The organism is Sphingomonas sp. SphC10 (assembly GCF_057004845.1).
In genome coordinates this window covers 1,685,870-1,703,781 of sequence record NZ_CM168044.1, presented here as the reverse complement: position 1 = coordinate 1,703,781, position 17,912 = coordinate 1,685,870, and the positions used below count along the sequence as shown (strand labels likewise).

18 protein-coding genes and 2 other RNA genes are annotated in these 17,912 nt (G+C 67.3%); 12 read left to right on the top strand and 8 right to left on the bottom strand.

Annotated elements, in window-relative coordinates:
• Window positions 1–50 precede the first annotated feature (50 nt).
• From ffs to ACWKSV_RS07595, 5 genes are all read right to left on the bottom strand, one after another.
• Window positions 51–148: signal recognition particle sRNA small type (ffs, locus tag ACWKSV_RS07615), an RNA gene on the bottom strand.
• A gap of 72 nt (window positions 149–220) precedes the next feature.
• The gene (locus ACWKSV_RS07610; protein ID WP_083706678.1) at window positions 221–541 is read right to left on the bottom strand and encodes a hypothetical protein; all 321 of its coding nucleotides are present in this window, start codon (window positions 539–541) and stop codon (window positions 221–223) included.
• Window positions 542–638: 97 nt separating this feature from the next.
• Window positions 639–944 carry a 2Fe-2S iron-sulfur cluster-binding protein gene (locus ACWKSV_RS07605; RefSeq protein ID WP_076716844.1) on the bottom strand — a complete coding sequence of 102 codons (306 nt, stop codon included), beginning with the start codon at window positions 942–944 and terminating at the stop codon, window positions 639–641.
• Window positions 941–2,149 carry a cysteine desulfurase family protein gene (locus tag ACWKSV_RS07600; protein ID WP_237243392.1) on the bottom strand — a complete coding sequence of 403 codons (1,209 nt, stop codon included), beginning with the start codon at window positions 2,147–2,149 and terminating at the stop codon, window positions 941–943. The genes ACWKSV_RS07605 and ACWKSV_RS07600 overlap by 4 nt, the downstream gene beginning before the upstream one ends.
• A complete protein-coding gene (locus ACWKSV_RS07595) occupies window positions 2,146–3,192 on the bottom strand; it encodes a cysteine desulfurase family protein (RefSeq protein WP_076716843.1) in 1,047 nt (348 codons plus the stop codon). Before ACWKSV_RS07595 ends, ACWKSV_RS07600 begins: the two co-directional genes overlap by 4 nt.
• A gap of 121 nt (window positions 3,193–3,313) precedes the next feature.
• Between ACWKSV_RS07595 and ACWKSV_RS07590 the strand changes: the two genes are divergently transcribed.
• Together ACWKSV_RS07590 and ACWKSV_RS07585 are read left to right on the top strand one after the other, a co-directional pair.
• A complete protein-coding gene (locus ACWKSV_RS07590; RefSeq protein WP_042483786.1) occupies window positions 3,314–3,970 on the top strand; it encodes an alpha/beta hydrolase in 657 nt (218 codons plus the stop codon).
• 260 nt (window positions 3,971–4,230) lie between these two features.
• The gene (locus tag ACWKSV_RS07585) at window positions 4,231–4,944 is read left to right on the top strand and encodes a DUF4253 domain-containing protein (RefSeq protein WP_172839676.1); all 714 of its coding nucleotides are present in this window, start codon (window positions 4,231–4,233) and stop codon (window positions 4,942–4,944) included.
• Here the strand turns inward: ACWKSV_RS07585 and ACWKSV_RS07580 are convergent.
• The 3 genes from ACWKSV_RS07580 to ACWKSV_RS07570 all read right to left on the bottom strand — a co-directional run bounded on the left by ACWKSV_RS07580 (window position 4,941) and on the right by ACWKSV_RS07570 (window position 8,092).
• Window positions 4,941–6,170 carry a flavin monoamine oxidase family protein gene (locus ACWKSV_RS07580; protein ID WP_076716840.1) on the bottom strand — a complete coding sequence of 410 codons (1,230 nt, stop codon included), beginning with the start codon at window positions 6,168–6,170 and terminating at the stop codon, window positions 4,941–4,943. The genes ACWKSV_RS07585 and ACWKSV_RS07580 overlap by 4 nt on opposite strands.
• 2 nt (window positions 6,171–6,172) lie before the next feature.
• Window positions 6,173–7,078 (bottom strand): RNA polymerase sigma factor RpoH, encoded by a 906-nt coding sequence (rpoH, locus tag ACWKSV_RS07575; protein ID WP_007404166.1) that lies wholly within the window; start codon window positions 7,076–7,078, stop codon window positions 6,173–6,175.
• A gap of 66 nt (window positions 7,079–7,144) precedes the next feature.
• The gene (locus ACWKSV_RS07570; RefSeq protein WP_076716838.1) at window positions 7,145–8,092 is read right to left on the bottom strand and encodes an RluA family pseudouridine synthase; all 948 of its coding nucleotides are present in this window, start codon (window positions 8,090–8,092) and stop codon (window positions 7,145–7,147) included.
• A gap of 17 nt (window positions 8,093–8,109) precedes the next feature.
• Between ACWKSV_RS07570 and ACWKSV_RS07565 the strand changes: the two genes are divergently transcribed.
• The 10 genes from ACWKSV_RS07565 to ACWKSV_RS07520 all read left to right on the top strand — a co-directional run bounded on the left by ACWKSV_RS07565 (window position 8,110) and on the right by ACWKSV_RS07520 (window position 17,846).
• Entirely contained in the window at window positions 8,110–8,562 is a 453-nt protein-coding gene (locus tag ACWKSV_RS07565; protein ID WP_076716836.1) for a M67 family metallopeptidase, read from the top strand.
• Window positions 8,559–9,203 carry a histidine phosphotransferase family protein gene (locus ACWKSV_RS07560; protein ID WP_076716835.1) on the top strand — a complete coding sequence of 215 codons (645 nt, stop codon included), beginning with the start codon at window positions 8,559–8,561 and terminating at the stop codon, window positions 9,201–9,203. The genes ACWKSV_RS07565 and ACWKSV_RS07560 overlap by 4 nt, the downstream gene beginning before the upstream one ends.
• A gap of 73 nt (window positions 9,204–9,276) precedes the next feature.
• Entirely contained in the window at window positions 9,277–11,601 is a 2,325-nt protein-coding gene (locus ACWKSV_RS07555) for a chemotaxis protein CheA (RefSeq protein ID WP_076716833.1), read from the top strand.
• Complete coding sequence (locus ACWKSV_RS07550; protein ID WP_076716831.1) at window positions 11,601–12,029, top strand: chemotaxis protein CheW; 429 nt, start codon at window positions 11,601–11,603, stop codon at window positions 12,027–12,029. Before ACWKSV_RS07555 ends, ACWKSV_RS07550 begins: the two co-directional genes overlap by 1 nt.
• Before the next feature lie 82 nt (window positions 12,030–12,111).
• Window positions 12,112–12,477, top strand: a complete 366-nt coding sequence (locus ACWKSV_RS07545) for a response regulator (protein WP_056433970.1) — start codon at window positions 12,112–12,114, stop codon at window positions 12,475–12,477.
• A 30-nt stretch (window positions 12,478–12,507) separates the two neighbouring features.
• Window positions 12,508–13,608: a chemotaxis-specific protein-glutamate methyltransferase CheB gene (gene cheB, locus ACWKSV_RS07540; protein ID WP_076716829.1), complete on the top strand. Its 1,101-nt coding sequence runs from the start codon at window positions 12,508–12,510 to the stop codon at window positions 13,606–13,608.
• Between the two features lie 56 nt (window positions 13,609–13,664).
• Window positions 13,665–14,507: a CheR family methyltransferase gene (locus tag ACWKSV_RS07535; protein WP_330218781.1), complete on the top strand. Its 843-nt coding sequence runs from the start codon at window positions 13,665–13,667 to the stop codon at window positions 14,505–14,507.
• A gap of 67 nt (window positions 14,508–14,574) precedes the next feature.
• Window positions 14,575–15,264 (top strand): N-acetylmuramoyl-L-alanine amidase, encoded by a 690-nt coding sequence (locus tag ACWKSV_RS07530; protein ID WP_056433966.1) that lies wholly within the window; start codon window positions 14,575–14,577, stop codon window positions 15,262–15,264.
• Between the two features lie 161 nt (window positions 15,265–15,425).
• Window positions 15,426–15,808: RNase P RNA component class A (gene rnpB, locus ACWKSV_RS07525), an RNA gene on the top strand.
• A 55-nt stretch (window positions 15,809–15,863) separates the two neighbouring features.
• On the top strand, window positions 15,864–17,846 hold the full coding sequence (locus ACWKSV_RS07520) for an energy transducer TonB (protein ID WP_076716828.1): 1,983 nt from the start codon (window positions 15,864–15,866) through the stop codon (window positions 17,844–17,846).
• Window positions 17,847–17,912: the final 66 nt, after the last annotated feature.

Genomic DNA, 17,912 nt, shown 5'->3' with positions numbered 1-17,912 from the left:
ACACACATGCGGGCCATGCCAGCTGTGCCTTGAATAGCCGAAAATGTGCGGAGGGTGGGAGCCGGAACGACCCGCAGCGAAATCGTTACGGCTGCTTCCGTCAGGACCTGACCGGGTTGGCGACGACTACGTCCGCCCGACTCCCGCCGCGCATATGGCGAAACGGGGCCGGGGGATCAAGTCCTTATCCCACCGGCCCCATCCGTGACGAACTTTTCGTTCAGCGATAGGTGTTGAAGCACTGGCGCTGCGGCCCGTTCCAAGTGCGCACCCAGCGGCAGGTCACACGCGGACGGTCATAGCCATAGGCGTAACGGGGGCCACGCGGACCGCGCCAGCCGGGACCACGATCCCAGCGAGGACCGCCGCGATGCCAGCCGGGACCACGGTCCCAACCCGGACCGCGATGATGCCAGCCCGGCCCGCGATCCCAACCTGGGCCCCGGCCCCAGCGATCGTGCGGAGCGGCTTCGGCGGGGGCGGCAGCGGCGACACCCGATGCAGCGATCAGACCGGCGCCCAAGACAGCAAGAAGTTTCATAACGCTTTACTCCCGGTAATCCCGCCTGTCGGCGAGCATGGGAGAAGAATGGCGAATCGCCGATGATCGATCCCTGAACCCCTTTGTTATCAACGGTTCAGGGAAGCCGGACTGCCATATCGGCCAGCTGTTCGGTCACGACGATCTGGCAAGCGAGGCGGCTGGAGCGGGTGGCGTCGGGGACGAGGTCGAGCATGTCTTCCTCTTCCGCCGATGGCGCGGGGAGATGAGCGAGATATTCCGGGGGGATCAGGACATGGCAGGTCGCACAGGCCATCTGCCCGCCGCACGTGCCTTCCAGCGGTTGCCCGGCACGCTGCCCGACGCGGAGCAGCGTCTCGCCCGGCTGTGCGTCGGCCAAGGTCGTGCTGCCGTCTGGGGCTTGAAAGGTCAGCGTCATCATAGGCCCTGCGCCTTGGTGGCGGCGTTGATCCGGTCGATCGCTTCAACCAGTTCCGCCTCGGTGGTGTAGCGGCCGAAGCCGATGCGGATCGAGAATTTGGCTTCGCGGTCGCTCAGCCCCAGTGCGGTGAGCACATGGCTCGGCCGCCCCGATCCGCTGGCGCAGGCGCTTCCCGCCGAGAAGGCGATGTCGCGGCAGTCGGACATCAGCCGCGCGACGTCCAGCCCCTCGCGGCGGACGTTGAGATTGCCGTGATAGCGCTGCTCCACCGATCCGTTGATCGACCATCCGCTACCCAGTCTTTCGACGGCGAGCGACCAGAGCCGTTCGACATGCGCGCTATCCTCTTCGGCCCGCACCGCCATCAGTCGCGCCGCCGCCCCGAACCCGGCGCATAGCGCGGGGCTGAGCGTACCCGAACGCCCGCCCTCCTGGTCGCCGCCATGCAGCAGCGGTGGCAGGGTGATGCCGTCGCGGATCCACAGCGCGCCCACGCCCTTGGGGCCGTGGATCTTGTGGGCCGAGATGGCGACCAGATCGACCGTATCGGGAATGCCGAGCCGGCCATAACCCTGCACCGCATCGCACAGCATTAGCGCGTCTGCTTGATGGGCCTGCTCGGCCAGCGCGGCGATGGGCTGGACGGTGCCGATCTCATTGTTGACCAGCATCGCGGCAATTAGGCGGGTGCCTTCTGCGAGAGGATCTGTAGCGGGATGACATGAGCTAGACTCACCCCTCCCCTTCAAAGGAGAGGCCGGGGGTGGGGCTCCTCCACAAGCGTGCGGCCCGTGGCGAGGCCCCACCCCAACCCCTCCCCTGAAGGGGAGGGGCTTGTCGATGTTGTCAGGGCCTGCTGCAACCAGACCCTCGCCGTCGACCGGCAATAGGGTCAGCGGTCGCCCCGTCGCGGCGGCGGTGTCGAGCACGGCGGCGTGTTCGATCGCGGTCGTGGCGATGCCGCCCCTGGTGCCCTTGATCGCCCAGTTCAGCGCTTCGGTCGCGCCGCTGGTGAACACCACCCGCCCGCCGGAGGGCAGCAGCGCCGCAATCTGATCGCGCGCCACTTCGACGGCCGCGCGCGCCTGTCGCCCGGCGCGGTGGGGGGAATGGGGGTTGGCATGGCCCTGCTCCAGCCAGGGGAGCATCGCTTTCAACGCCTCGGGCGCGAGCGGGGTCGTCGCCTGATAGTCGAGATAGATCATGCGACCCGCCGCCCCCGTGCGATCGCCCGCCAGGCGGTGACGAAGCGGTCGACATCCTCGCGCGTCGTCGTCCGGCCGAAACTGACCCGCACCACCTCGCGACCCGCCTCCACGTCCCAGCCGAGCGCGGCCAGCACATGGCTGGGCTTCAGGCTGCCGCTGGCGCAGGCGCTGCCTGCCGACACCGAAATCTGTGCAAGATCGAACTGGATCAGCTGCGCGGCGGAGGGCTTGCCGGGCATGTGATAGCTGGCGATGGCCGGGTGGCGGCGGCTTTCGTCCGCCACCACCGTCCCGCCCGAGCGGCGGATCGCGTCATCCAGATGCGCGCGAAGCTTTTCATGGTCCGGTTCCGGTTCCGCCAGCGCGGCGGCATAGGCGAGCACGCCCGGCATATTCTCGGTACCGGGGCGATAGCCGCGCTCCTGCCCGCCGGTCGGCTCCAGCAGTGCGAGATCGCGGACGAGCAGCGCACCGATCCCCGGCGGCCCGCCGCGCTTATGCGCCGACAGGGCGACCAGATCGGCATGCTCGATCACCTCCGGGTCAACACCGACGGGCATCTGCGCCGCGTCGACCAGCATGATATGCCCGGCGGCATGAATGGCCTCGGCCAGTTGCGCGATGGGCTGGCGCACGCCCGTTTCGCTATTAGCCCATTGCACCGTCACGATCGCGCGGCCGCCGCTCAGATCGGGCAGGCGCAGCACGCCGTCCGGGCCGACCGGCATGACGATGGCATCGGGTGCCGCGCGCAGCACCGCGTCATGGTCGATGGCCCCGACAAAGCGTCGCTCGGCCATGGCGCGGGTCAGTGCGATAGACAGCGATTCGCTGGCCCCACTGGTGAACAGGATCTCGTGGCTCCACCCAAGCGACCGGGCGACGGCGGTGCGGGCATCCTCCAGCGCGCGCTTGGCGGCGCGCCCCTCGGCATGCGGGGAGGAGGGGTTGGCCCAGATCGCGCAACCCTGGGTCAGCGCCGCGCGTGCCGCCTCGGTCATCGGGGTCGTGGCGGCGTGGTCCAGATAGAGGCGTTGCATAAGCGGGGGCAGGGCTTGTTCCGTCGCTGAAATGATCGAACAATTGCGAAAATGGCGTGTCGGCCTATATAGCGCAACGTTCCCGGCGCTCCACCAGCGCGATCCAGATCGGCGAGTTTTGATGCCTGAAGTCATTTTTCCTGGCCCCGAAGGCCGCCTCGAAGGCCGTTTCGCTCCCGCTCCGCGTCCGCGCGCGCCCGTCGCCATGATCCTGCACCCGCACCCGAACGCGGGTGGCACGATGAACAACCGGATCGTGCAGGAACTCTACAAGACCTTCCAGCGGCGCGGCTTCGCCACGTTGCGCTTCAACTTCCGCGGCGTGGGCAAGAGCCAGGGCGTGTTCGACAACGGCATCGGCGAACTGTCCGACGCCGCCTCGGCGCTGGACTGGGTGCAGAGCTTCCACCCCGAAGCCTCGACCACCTGGATCGCGGGCGTCAGCTTCGGCGCTTGGATCGGGATGCAGCTGCTGATGCGCCGCCCGGAAATTCGTGGCTTCATCTCGGTCGCACCGCCCGCCAACATGTACGACTTCACCTTCCTGGCGCCATGCCCCTCCTCGGGCATCATCATCCAGGGCGAGGCCGACGAGGTCGCGACCCCGGCGGCGACTCAGAAGCTGGTCGACAAGCTGCGCACCCAGAAGCACATCACCATCCATCACGACACCATCCCCAAGGCCAACCACTTTTTCGAGCATGAAATGCCCGAGCTGATGGGATCGGTGGACCGGTATCTGGACATGCGCCTGGACCCGAATTCGCCGATCCGGTGAGTTTGCGGGAATACGGAATGGAAAAGGGCCTCGGCGAAAGCCGGGGCCTTTTTCATATCCCCGTCACCGAGCCAATGGCATGATGATACGAGGGCATCAGGAGACGCGATATGGAGCCGACGCGGCGATTGTTGATCGGTGGGCTGGCCGCTGTCGGTCTGGCCGGAAATACCTGGAAGGGGGAGCCTCTGCCGCAGGACGTTCCAACACCGCCAAATCCCGATCCGCAGGCAGCAGTGCAAGCGATGCGCGCCCGGGCGATGGCGTCTCTTCTTCGCCATGAGAAAGTCACGGTTCCGGGGGCCAAGGCGCTGGCCGAATGGAAAAAGCTGCGGGCCGCGAAGCAGGAATGGCCCGTCGTGATCGGTGGGGACGCCGATCTGGAGCGTATCGCCAATCAGTTCAGCTTCGACGATCCCATAGTGTCGGGCGCACCCGTGGGCACGGTCGTGCCACGCTCGGTCGAGCAGCTTTTGGCGGCGGCGGCGAAGGTCCGGTTCCCTGCCGACTTGTACAAGGTGGCCGAGACATCACCACCCACGGAAAGTGAACCGCTTCCGAGCAATTGGCCGGTGCCCTCGGAAGAGGTCCCACCAGGGCTGACGGCAGCGGAAGAGCTGCAGACGGGGCGACCGCTGGAAAAGGTGCACATCCTGATCCTGCCGACCGACAAGAGTTGGGAAGTGCCCGCCTATCTCCACTGGGGTGGCTGGAATGCCTGCCCGCCCCCCGAGCTTCACGTCGCGGCACTCCAATCCTGGCATGAGCGGTTCGGCGCGGAACTGGCGGGGCTCAACGGCGACACCATGAACGTCCGCATCCGGAACCGTCCCAAGGACCGAGAACAGGCCTGGCAGCTTGCCCACGAACTCCACGCCTATTGCCCCGATATCGTCGATCAGGGGCTGGGATCGATGGCCGCATTCGCCAGCGAGTTGATGCGGACCGACTGGTGGTTTTTCTGGTGGGATTAGTGGTGGCAGCGATCGGCCATTAGCAATCGGGCCGCACTCACGCCGGTTTCATAGGCGCCATGCGCGGTCGAAAAATCGTCATGCGAGCACGCCTCGCCCGCGAAAAACAAGCGGCCGTCAATCGGCTCGGCCAGCGTTTGCCGCGCTCCGGCGTGGCCCACCCTCGCGTGACTGTAGCTGCCGCCGATCAGCGGCACATGCCGCCAGCGTGTCGCGTCCAGTGGCGTGAAGCGTCGCCGCCAGTCGCTGCCCAACAGCGCCACCAGTTCGTCGATGGCAAAGGCCGCCGCCGCGCCGTCTTCCTCCAGCGCCTCGGCGCAGGGGCCGCCGAAGAAACTCTCGACGATTGGCCAGCCAAAGGGGGAGAGGCGGTGGCTGGCAGTGCAGCTGTCGTGAGGGTTGCCGGTCATATGCTGATGGGCGGGCCAGGGCACTGGTCCCTCGACCAGTAGGAAGACCTTGTCGGCGATACCAAGCTGTAGTGCGGCGGCGGCATCCGTTTTGGCGGGGAGCGGGGGATCGAAGATCAGCTTACCCGCCGCCAAGACACTCGTAGGTACGGCGATGACGACATGGTCGCACTCGATCGTGCCGTCCGAGGTGTCGATGCGAAGGACGCCCCCGCGATGATCGATCCGGTTCGCCGTTATACCGGTGCGCACGACCAGTCCGGCGGCATGGTTCACGATGACCGTGCCATAACCCTCGACCACGGCCCAATTGTCGTCGGTCGCGGTCTGTTCGTAAGCGGCCCAGTCATGCAGCGACACTTGGTCGAGCGCTGCACCGTTTACATAGCCGGAAACCGCCTCGATCATCGGTCGCCAGTGATTGTTCGCCTCCACGAAATCGGAGAGCGGCCGGTCGGGGCCGTCAACCGCCGCCAGTGCCGCCGTCTCGAACCCGGCGAAGGCGGCATCGGCGGATTCTTGATCGTCCGGTGGAAAGCCGAGATCGCGCCATTGGCCGTCCCAATTGGGTCGGCGGCGATCGATGGTAAAGCCCGCTTGCTCGCCGATGCGGGTCCAGGGGTTGCGCTTTGCCGAGTGGAGCCACCCGCAGCCATGGTCGACGACATGGCCAGTCGGCAAACGCACACTATGCGCCCGCCCACCCAGCCGGTTCGCCGCCTCGATCAGCAGGACTTCGCGCCCCGCGTCATGCAGCGTGCGCGCCGCCGCGATCCCGGCCGCGCCGCCGCCGATAACGACGGTGCGGCCAGTCATGTTCAGGCGGCCGCCAGCAGCCGCTTTTCACCGGCAATGCGCATCATCGCCTTTTGCAGCTTCTCGAACGCGCGCACCTCGATCTGGCGGACGCGTTCGCGGCTGACACCGTAAACCTGGCTCAGCTCTTCCAGCGTCTTGGGATCGTCGGTCAGGCGACGCTCGGTCAGGATGTGCTTCTCGCGATCGTTCAGATCGTCCATCGCGCTGACCAGCATATCATGGCGGACATCCGCCTCCTGCTGCTCGGCGACGACCGAGTCTTGGAGCGGCGCATCGTCGGCCAGCCAGTCCTGCCACTGGCCCTCGCCATCCTCGCGCATCGAGACGTTGAGCGACGTGTCGCCCCCCATCGCCATGCGGCGGTTCATGCTGATGACCTCGTCCTCGTTGACGCCCAGATCGGTGGCGATCTTGGTCACGTCCTCGGGCCGCAGGTCGCCGTCCTCGAACGCGTCGAGCTTCGACTTCATCCGGCGCAGGTTGAAGAACAGCTTCTTCTGGGCCGCGGTGGTGCCCATCTTCACCAGGCTCCACGAGCGCAGGATATATTCCTGGATCGAGGCGCGGATCCACCACATCGCATAGGTTGCCAGGCGGAAGCCGCGATCCGGCTCGAACTTCTTCACGCCCTGCATCAGGCCGATATTGCCCTCCGAGATCAGTTCGGAGGTGGGCAGGCCATAGCCGCGATAACCCATCGCGATCTTCGCCACGAGACGCAGGTGCGAGGTGACGAGCTGGGCCGCCGCCTCGGGGTCGCCATGCTCCTGAAAGCGCTTGGCGAGCATATATTCCTGCTCCGGGGCAAGGATCGGGAATTTCTTGATCTCGGCGAGATAGCGGTTGAGCGACTGCTCCCCGCCCAGTGCAGGAATCGTCGCCGGGACGTTGCTGCCTTTTGCCATGATCCTTATCTCCCTTTCTGGAGCGTCATTCCGTCCGGCCCATCGCGGGCGCGAGGCGGTCTTCTGCTATACGTGAAGCCGACTGAACAGTTCCTGCATGTCGGGCGGCATAGGGCTCTCAAACGCCAAAGCGTTGCCGCTTATGGGATGAATAAAGCCCAGATGCGCCGCGTGCAGGGCTTGGCGCCGGAAATCGAGTTCATCGAGCAGGGCTTTTTGAGCACCCTTTGTTCTACCATAAACCGGGTCGCCCAGCAAGGCGTGACCCAGCGATTGCATATGCACGCGCACTTGGTGCGTGCGCCCCGTCTCCAGACGGCATTCGACCAGGGCGGCGTTGTTCAACTTTTGGATGGTGCGGTAATGCGTCACGGCCCGCTTGCCGCCCTGCACGATCGCCACCTTCTTGCGGTTCTGCGGGCTGCGCGCGAGCGGCGCGTCGACCGTACCGTCGGCAGGGCGCGGGATGCCGCCCGTGATGGCGCGGTAGCGGCGGTCGATCGAGTGCGCCGCGAACTGCTTGGCCAGCCCCTCATGCGTGCGGTCGGTCTTCGCCGCGACCATCAGGCCCGACGTGTCCTTGTCGATCCGGTGGACGATCCCCGGCCGCGCGACGCCGCCGATGCCCGACAGCGACCCGCCGCAATGATGGAGCAGCGCGTTGACCAAAGTCCCGTCGAAATTGCCAGCGGCGGGATGCACGACCAGCCCGGCGGGCTTGTCGAGCACGATAAGATGCTCGTCCTCATAGGCGATGACGAGCGGAATATCCTGCGGCTCGTTATGGGCGGGCAGGGGGGCGGGCACGGCAACCTGGAACAGATCGCCGCCCGCCGCCCGCTTGGCGGGGTCGCGGGCCATCACGCCGTCGCGCGTCACCGCGCCGCTGGCGATCAACACCTTCAGCCGTTCGCGCGACAGAGTCGGCACCGCATCGGCCAGCGCGCGGTCCAACCGCCAGCCGTCCGCTGTGGGCGCGATCCGCGCATCGATGATGGAAACCCCCCGGTCCATAGCTTAGGTAATTGGGCATGACCGTAACGATTTCAAGCGATGCGCTGGACCTGATTTGCAAAAGCGCGGCCGCTTCACCCGATTATGAGGTGTGCGGATTGTTGCTGGGGGAGAGCGATCACGTTGCGCAAGCGGTCCCCTGCGCCAATGTCGCGACCGAACCGAGCCATCGTTTCGAGATCGATCCCGCCGCGCTGATCGCCGCGCACCGCGCCGCGCGGAATGGCGGTCCGGCGGTGATCGGCCATTATCATTCGCATCCCACGGGGCTTGCCGAACCCTCGCTGCGCGACGCCGCCGACGCCGCGCCCGACGGCAATATCTGGCTGATCGTCGGGGGTGGAGCGGTCACCGCCTGGCGCGCGGTGGCGGCGGGTGAGCGTCATGGGCGCTTTGATCCGCTTCGCCTTGCTTGCACAGAAGGCACGCCCGCGTCAGAAAGGGCTAGTTTGTCGAGGGATTTTTCATGACCATCAGCCCGGTGGATTTCGCGAGCCTGTTGTGTTCGCGATTGTGCCACGATCTCCTGTCGCCGGTGGGGGCGCTCAATAACGGGCTGGAGCTGCTGGCCGACGAAACCGACCCGGCGATGCGTGAGCGGTGCATGGAATTGCTGGCGGACAGCGCGCGCGCCTCGGCCAACAAGCTGAAATTCTTCCGCCTGGCGTTCGGCGCGGGCGGCGGCTTTGCCGACCGGGTGGACATGAGCGAGGCGAAGGCCGCGATCGAGGGGCTGCTGGTCGACAATCGCCGCACCACGCTGGGCTGGCTGGTCGAATCGCCCGCGCTGCCCAAGCCCGCGGTGCGCATCCTGATGAACCTGGCGCTGATCGCGACCGAGGCACTGGCGCGGGGCGGCACGATCGACATCGGTGCCGAGGCGGGCCGGGAGGCGATCGAGATCGCGATCCGGATCGAGGGGCCGCGCATCCTCCTCGATCCCGAAATCCGCCGCACCCTGATGGAGGGACAGGGCACCGAGCCGCTGGCGTCGCGGACCGCGCCCGCCTTCCTGATCCACACCCTGACCACCGAGCTGGGCGGCATGACGCTGGTGACGGAGCCCGCGCCTAACACCATGATCCTGGGCGCGGCGATCCGCGCGGGGTAAACACCCTTTTAATCTTGTGGCGGCAAGAGGGAGCGGACTTCAGCGGAGAAGCTGGGGGCTCCCTCGGGGATTTATGGACGACCTGCTACAGGAATTCATTGCCGAGACACGCGAAACGCTGGAGGCTTTGTCCAGCGAGATCGTCGCGTGGGAAGCGGCGCCCGGCGACCGTGCGCGGCTGGATGCGATTTTTCGCTTCGTTCACACCGTCAAGGGCAGCTGCGGCTTTCTGGACCTGCCGCGCCTCGCCAAGCTGAGCCACGCGGCCGAGGATGTGCTGGCTGCCGCGCGCGACGGCAAGCGGATGCCCGACACCGCGCTCGTCGATGCGGTGCTGGCCATCGTCGACCGGATCGGCGCGGTGGTCGAGGGGATTGCAGCCGACGTCGTGGTCGATGATTCGGATGACGACGCGCTGATCGCCGCGCTGACCCGTGTGGAAGAGGTGGTCGTCCCCGCTCCGGCAGCCCGCGTCGCGGTCGCCCCTCGCGCCGCGCCGCGCAGTATCCGGCTGAACGTCGATCTGCTCGACCGGATGATGAGCGGCATGTCCGATATGGTGCTGGCCCGCAACGAGCTGGCCCGGCGGCTGCGCGACGATGTGCTCGATCCGCGTGTCGAAGCCGCGCTCGACCAGCTGTCGCTGACGGTTGCCGATATGCGCGACACGGTGACGCGGACGCGGATGCAGAAGATCGACGGGCTGTTCTCCGCACTGCCCCGCATGGTTCGCGACACGGCGGCCGAGCTGGGCAAGGCGGTCAGCCTGCGCATCGAGGGATCGGACGTCGACCTCGACCGCGAGATGATCGAGATGATGCGCGACCCGCTGGTCCACATCATCCGCAACGCGATCGACCATGGCATCGAATCACCCGCCCGGCGCCGCAGCCTGGGCAAGCCGCCGACCGGACAGATCTGCGTCACGGCGCGCCAGTCGGGCAACCAGATCCTGATCGAGATCGAGGATGACGGCGCGGGCATCGATGTCGCACGCATCGCCGCCAAGGCGATCGAGAACGACGTCCGCTCCGTCGCCGAAGTCGCCGGCATGAGCCCCGCCGAAAAGCTGAAGCTGGTGTTCGAGCCCGGCCTGTCGAGCCGCGATACGGTGTCGGCGGTGTCGGGACGCGGCGTCGGCATGGACGTAGTGCGCGCCAATATCGAGCATGTCGGTGGCCGCATCGCACTGGACAACCGGCCGGGCCGGGGCCTTGTCATCACCATCCAGGTTCCGCTGACCCTGTCGATCATGTCGACCTTGATCGTCGCGGTCGCGGATCAGCGTTTCGCCATCGCCCGCCAGGCGATCGAAGAGATCGTCAAGGTGCGCGGCGAACAGGTGCGCATCGATCCGGTCGGTGACATCCGGGTCGCGACCGTTCGCGGCCGCCGCCTGCCGATGCTGCCGCTCGGGTCGTTCCTGGAGATCGGGCAGGGCGATCCGTCGACGCTGGTAATCGTATCCACGCGGGACGGGGATTACGCCCTGGGGGTCGACGATGTACTCGACACCGAGGAAGTGGTGGTCAAGCCCGCCGCACCGGCGGTGATGGGTTCCGGCCTCTATGCCGGACAGACGCTGCCCGACAGCGGCCTGCCGATGCTGCTGCTCGACAGCGGCGGCCTGGCGCAGGCGGCCGGGCTTCGTTTTCAGCGGGATATCATCGCCGCCGACGAAACCGCCGCACAGGAAACCGCCAACCCCGCGCTGCTGTTCGACGATCTGGACGGTGCGCGCCGCGCCATCCCGCTGGGCGCGATCGACCGCGTCGAAAAGGCGACGGCCGAGGCCGTCCACCGCTCGGGCGGTCGCACGCGTCTGATCGTCGACGGCGCGACCATACCGCTTCATCATGTCGAGTCGGCGGCGCTCGACGACGCACTGGCGCATGGCGAGGTCGAGGTGCTGCGCCTGACCGATGGCGAGACCGAATGCGCCTATGCGATCGGCGGCGCGCTGGAGATCATCCATCTGCCCGCCGAGATCGCGCCCGCCACCAGCGGCCCGGTGCTGGGCATCGCCGTATGGGAAGGCCGCGCGCTGGAGATCCTCGACCCGCTGGTCTTCTTCCTCGACTCCGGCGTCGCGGACACCGGCCCGGTCGCGCCGCTCTGTCTGCTCGACGGTGCGGGCGCGGCGTGGATGGACCGGTTCCTGCGCCCCGTGCTGGAGGCGCACGGCTATCGCTGCACCCTCAGTTCCAATGGCGAAGAGACCCCGTCCGTCCGCCTGATGATGGAGGAGGATGCCGTCGCCGCCGTGCCGTCGGGGGCGCCCGTGGTGCGCCTGCGCCGCGACCGGGAGGGGCTGGCCGATCCCGACAGCATCTATCGTTATGACCGCTCCGCCCTGATCGCGGCACTGGCGGGTCATGCACGTCGGGGAGGCCGCTGATGCCGTTGTTCCTGATCGCCTGTATCGCCGGGCAGGGCGTGGTCTTCGACGCCGACCAGGTCGATTCGGTCGTCGATATCGGCGAGGTCGTGGCCGTGCCGCGCGCCGAGCCGTCGGTGCGCGGGCTGACCGCGCTGCGCAGCCGGGTCATCACCGTCGTCGATACCCGCCGGGCGCTGGGGCTGGAGCCGACCGCTTCGCATGTCCGCCGCGCCGTCATCACCCGGCAGGACGGGCATTATTATGCCATGCTGGTCGACGCGCTGGAGGATATCGAGACGTTCGACATGCGCCCGATGCCGCATGTCGCGCCCAAGGACGGGCGCTGGTCCCGCGCCGCCAACGGCATGGTGTATCGCAACGGAGAGCCTCTGCTGGTCCTCGACCTGGCGAAGCTCGTGCCGCAGCCGGTCGCGCTGGTCGCCTGACCAGTTAACCCGGCCGTTACTTATCGGGGCTATTTCGGACGGCAGGTCCCGCTGGGATCCGGGTAGGAATAGGGCGTACCGAATGAAAACCTGTCTCGTCGTCGATGACTCCAAGGTGATCCGCAAGGTCGCGCGTCACATATTGGAAACGCTGGACCTGCAGGTTCGCGAGGCGGGGGACGGCCGCGAGGCGCTGGAGGCGTGTCTGGAGGAGGTTCCCGATGTCATCCTGCTCGACTGGAACATGCCGGTGATGAGCGGCATGGATTTCCTGCGGGCGCTGCGCGACGCCAATCTGGCGCGGCGGCCACGGATCGTCTTCTGCACCACCGAAAACGGCATGGCCCATATCCGCGCGGCGATCGATGCCGGGGCCGACGAATATATCATGAAGCCGTTCGACCGCGACACGCTGGAAAGCAAGCTCCAGCTCGTCGGCATGATCTGATCCGGCAGGACCTGCGCCTGGGACCGCGCCATGAGCTCCAATCCCTTGACTGCCCTTCAGGCCTCGCCGTCCACCCATGGGCAGGATGGGCCGACGCGGGTGCTGATCGTCGACGATTCGGCGGTCGCCCGGGCGTTGATCGCGCGCCAGATCGAGCCGCATGAGCGGTTTCGTGTGATCGGCGCGGTCACCCATGTCGAGGCGGCCCTTACCTTTCTGAACGACCATGCGGCCGATATCATCCTGCTCGATGTCGAGATGCCGGGCGTCGACGGTATCACCGCGCTGCCCCGACTGATCACGGCGGGGCGGGGCGCCCGCGTCATCATCGTCTCGGCGTCGACCCCGGCGGGGGGTGCGGCGGCGGTGCAGGCGCTGGCGCACGGCGCGGCCGATACGCTCGACAAGCCCCGGCCGCAGGGACTGGCCGAGTTCGGCGACATCCTGTTGCAGAAGCTCGACGGGCTTGCCCAATCGATGGACCGCCCCGCGCAAGCCGCCCCCACGCCGGTCTCGCCGCTGAGCAGCCGGACGCGCACGGCCGTCCAGCGGTCCTTGCCCGACATTATCGGCATCGGTGCCTCGACCGGCGGTATCCATGCGCTCGCCAAGCTGCTGGCGCCCATTCCGGCAACGATGACGGTGCCGATCGTGGTGACGCAGCATCTGCCCGCCACCTTCATCCCCTTTTTCGCGGCGCAGCTGACCGCCGTCGCGCACCGTCCGTGCATCATGGCGCAGGACCGGATGCGCGTGCGGCCCGGCGAAATCCTCGTCGCTCCCGGCGATGCACACGTCACCTTCGTCCGGCTGACCGATGGCAGCGCGGCGATCCGGCTGAAGCATGAGCGCGCACGCAGCGGCTGCCTGCCTTCGGTCGATCCGATGTTCGCCTCGATGGCCGAGCTATGGGGCGAGCGGGCCTGGGGTATCGTGCTGACGGGCATGGGGCGTGACGGACTGGAGGGAGCCAGGATGTTGAAGGCCGCAGGGGGGACTATCGTTGCGCAGGATCGGGACAGCGCCGTCGTCTGGGGCATGCCCGGCGCGATCGTCACCGACGGTCTGGCCGATCTGGTGATGACCCCGGACGCGGTCGGCGCGATGATCGCGGCGGGAGGGTCCTGCTGATGGTCCTGGCCTCAAGCTGGACGCCTGCGCCCCCCGTCCGACCCGGGAGCATGGCGATGGCGCAGTCCCCCATGTCGGGCCAGTCGCTCGCCGTGCTCAGTGCGCTGCTGGAGGCCCGGACCGGCCAGCAGATCGCCAGCCATCGGTCGACCCGTGTCGACACGGTACTCCTGCCCCTGATGCGCGAACGGCGCATGGAAACGCTGGACCAGCTGGTCTGTGCCGTCCTCGACGGGCGCGATCCCCAGCTGGCGGGCCGCGTGATCGACGCGCTGGTAAATGGCGAAACCTCGTTCTTCCGCGATCCGCATGTCTTCGAGCATATCCTCGAAACGGTCGCCGAGGTGGAGCGCGACGGGCGCCGCGCCCGCATCTGGAGCGCGGGCTGCTCGACCGGGCAGGAGCCCTTGTCGCTGGCGATGATGTTCGCCGAGCGGCAACAGGCGCACGGCACGCCGGTGCCCGAGATCATCGCGACCGACGTATCCGAAGCCGCCATCGCCCGCGCGCGCAGCGGCTGCTACACCCAGTTCGAGGTGCAGCGCGGCCTGCCCATCCGCCAGATGGTCCGCTGGTTCGACGGGCGTCCGAACAACGAATGGGTGGTACGGCCGGAGCTGCTGCGCCACATCTCGTTCCGCCAGATGAACCTGACGGTCGATCCGGCGCCCTGCGGATCGTTCGACCTGGTGCTGTGCCGCAACGTCATGCTCTATTTCGCGGCCGAGCCGAAGAAGCGCGCCTTTCGCACCATCGCATCCGCGATGCGGCCCACCGGCCTGCTGGTCCTGGGCGCTGGTGAAACGGTGATCGGCCAGACCGACCTGTTCCAGCTCGCCTCGGTCGGGCGCGGTGTCTACCAGAAAAGCGACGTAACGGATCCGCCGATCGGTGCATGAAGCCATATCCTTGAGCCGGGCTTCCCGCTAACAGGGGCGGACGAACCGGGGTCGTTCAGGAGGTTGCATGACGATCGTCGACACGCCGTCACCCAATTTCGACGCGCGTAGCCTGCCGATCAGCATGATCGTATTGCACTATACGGGGATGCAGGATGCGGAGTCGGCCATCGCCCGACTGCGCGATCCGGAGGCCAAGGTGTCATGCCATTATCTCGTCGCCGAGGACGGCACCGTGCTGCGCATGGTCGACGAGGCGGAGCGGGCCTGGCATGCGGGCCGCTCGCACTGGCGGTCGATCGAGGATGTGAATTCCGCGAGCATCGGGATCGAGATCGTCAATCCCGGCCATGACTGGGGCTATCGTCCGTTCCCCGATGAACAGATCGCGGCGGTGATGGAACTGGTCGCCGATATCCAGAAGCGGCACGGCATCACGCGCGGCAACATCGTCGGCCATTCCGACATCGCGCCCGCCCGCAAGCGCGATCCGGGCGAGCTGTTCCCCTGGGGGACGCTGGCCCGGCGGCGTCTGGCGCTGCCCCGCCCGACCAAGAACCTGATGGACCCGATGTGGACCGAGGCGGGCTTCTGCCTGGCGCTGGAGCGGTTCGGCTATGACGTGACCGACCGGATGGCGGCGATCATGGCGTTCCAACGGCGGTTCCGGCCCGAGTTGATCGATGGCGAGATCGATGCGGAGTGCCGGATGATCCTGCTGGCGCTGCTGCTGCCGCGTCCGCAGGGGGACGATTGAGGGGGAGGGGCGTGGGCTTCGACTTCGCTCAGCCCGAACGGGGCGGGGAAATGGGGCTAATCCCCAACCTCCGTTCCGCCTGAGCGAAGTCGAAGGCCACGCCGTGACCTTAACCACAAACCCCTTGCCCTCCCGCCCATTCCCGCTACACGCACCCCCAGTCAGAGGGCCGGGCGGCCGCGGCCTCGGGTAACCGGGGGCGAGGAAAGTCCGGGCTCCACGGAATAACGGTGCCGGGTAACGCCCGGCGGGGGCGACCCCAGGGACAGTGCCACAGAGAGCAGACGGCCACGGCTTCGGCCAGGTCAGGGTGAAAGGGTGCGGTAAAAGCGCACCGCGGGTCCGGTAACGGAAACGGCATGGCAAACCCCACCGGGAGCAAGACCGAATAGGGATGGCATGGCGCCGCAAGGCGTCGGGGCGCGTTCCCGCCCGCTATCCGGGTTGGTTGCTTGAGGCGATGTGCAAGCATCGTCCTAGAAGAATGGTCGCCCATCCGGCTTCGGCCGGTGGACAGAACCCGGCTTACAGGCCCTCTGGCTTTCGCCCGCGAATTCGGGCAGCGTCCCGCCAAACTCGGCTTGGGAGGGCGCGGGGACATGAAGACTAGCACGAATTTCGTAACGGCCACGTTGGCGGGACTGATCGTCGCGACGGGCGCCGCGGCCACGGCGCAGCAGGCGGCTCCGGCTCCGGCCCAGACCATGCAGCAGCAATATGACGCCGCGACCGCCCTGGACGCGGGCCAGGACCCGGCGGCGGCGCTGGCCGCATGGAACCGCATCGTCGCGCAGGTCAAGCCGGGCAGCCGGACCTGGGCGATCGCGATGGTCCGCAAGGGCGGCGCGCAGTTCCGGCTGGGGCAGATCGACGACGCGGCGGCGGCGATTCGCGCCGGTCTGGCCGTGCTGCCTGCCAAAGACCCCTCGCTGGCCGAGGACCGGTTCGCCGCACACATGAAGCTGGGCGGCATCGCCACCGCATCGCTCGACTATGCCGATGCCACGGCCGAGTATCGCAAGGCGGCGGCGGAGTCCCCCGACGATATCGGGCGGATGGCCGCGCTGCTGGCGACCGTACGCACCCAGACCTTCACCGATCCGAGCGAGGCACAGGCCACGCTTGCCCAGGCCGATGCGCTGGCGCCGAAGCTCACGCTCAGCAAGGGCGACCAGGCCGCGCTGGAGCAGGCACGTCTGCGTCTGGCGATGAATACCGGGCGGCTGGACGAAGCCAACAGGATGGCGCCCAAGATCGTGACGCTGCTGGGTGGCATGACGCTGAACAAGGTCGACCTCCGCGACGTCGCCGCACGTTCGGATGCCGCCATCGCCGCGCTGCTGACCCATCACGAGGACAGCGCCCGCGAATATATGGCCTATACGGGCGCGGGTCGCTCGACCAAGGGCAGCTTCAGGGCCGCCAGCATGATGGCCCCGCCCGAATGCGGTGGCGAGACCGACCTGAAGCCCGAAGACGTCGCCGTGATCCAGTTCAGCGTCGGTGACGACGGAACGGTGTTCGGCGTCGAGCCCATCTATTCCTCCAGCGGCGGTGCCAAGGGACTGGCCTTTGCCCGCGCGGTCCGGGAATGGTTCTGGTTGCCCGAGGAGTTGAAGGAATTGCCGCCCTTCTTCCGGTACAATGTCCGGTTGGAAATGCGCTGTTCGACCGCCTATAGCCGTCCCGCGATCGGCGATGCGGTCAATGCCAGCTTTGCCGAATGGCTGGAGAAGAAAGGTGTGGCGGCCCCGGCAAAGTCCGGTTCGGTTGGCGCCGAGGCCCTGACCCGGCAGCGCGCGGCGCTTGCCGCGGCCGAGGCCAAGGGGCAGGCGCCCGCCATCCTGGCCGCCGCCTCGCAGATGCTCGAAAATCCGACGCTGGGCAGCGATGACCGCGCCGCCCTGATCGCGAAGGCCCAGCCGCTGGCCGCCGCATCGGACATGCCCGCCATCGCGCAACTGGTCTTTGCCATTCCGGCACAGGAGGGGCGCAACCGCGACTGGCGCGGGGCAGGGCGTTATGCCGCCGTCATGAGCCCGCTGCTCGCGCAAAAGTCCTTTGCCGAAGACCCGCAGGCACGCGCCGCGCTGCGTCTGTGGATCGCGGACCGGACCGGCGAGAAATATGCGGGGCCCTATCTGCAACAGGTGGCGGATGACAAGGGCCTGGACCCGCGCGATCCGCTGCGCGTGGGTGCGCTGATCCGGCTGGCCTCGGCGGCCAAGCGGCAGGGCGACCTAGCCTTGGCGCGCGAGACCTTCGAGAAGAGCGGGCTGGCCGCCTCGCAATGCGCGACGCTGGATGCGATGCCCAAGGTCGTGACCTACCCCGGCAGCAGCGCCTTCCCGCAAGAGGCGCAGCGCTGGGGGTTCGAGGGCTGGGTGCGCAACCAGTTCGATATCAGCGCCGATGGCCGGGTCGCCAATGCCCGGACGCTGGTCAGCTATCCGCCCTTCATCTTCTCGCAGGCGGCCGAGAAGGCCTTCACGACGATGCGTTATGAAAAGACCTATCGCCCCGATGGCGGACTGGGCTGCGGCGCCAGCGTGAGCGGCATCCGGTTCCAGGTGCCGAAGTGATCGGTTCGGCTAAGCTGTTATCGATCGTAATTTCTTCATCCCTCTCCCCTGGACAGGGGAGAGGGT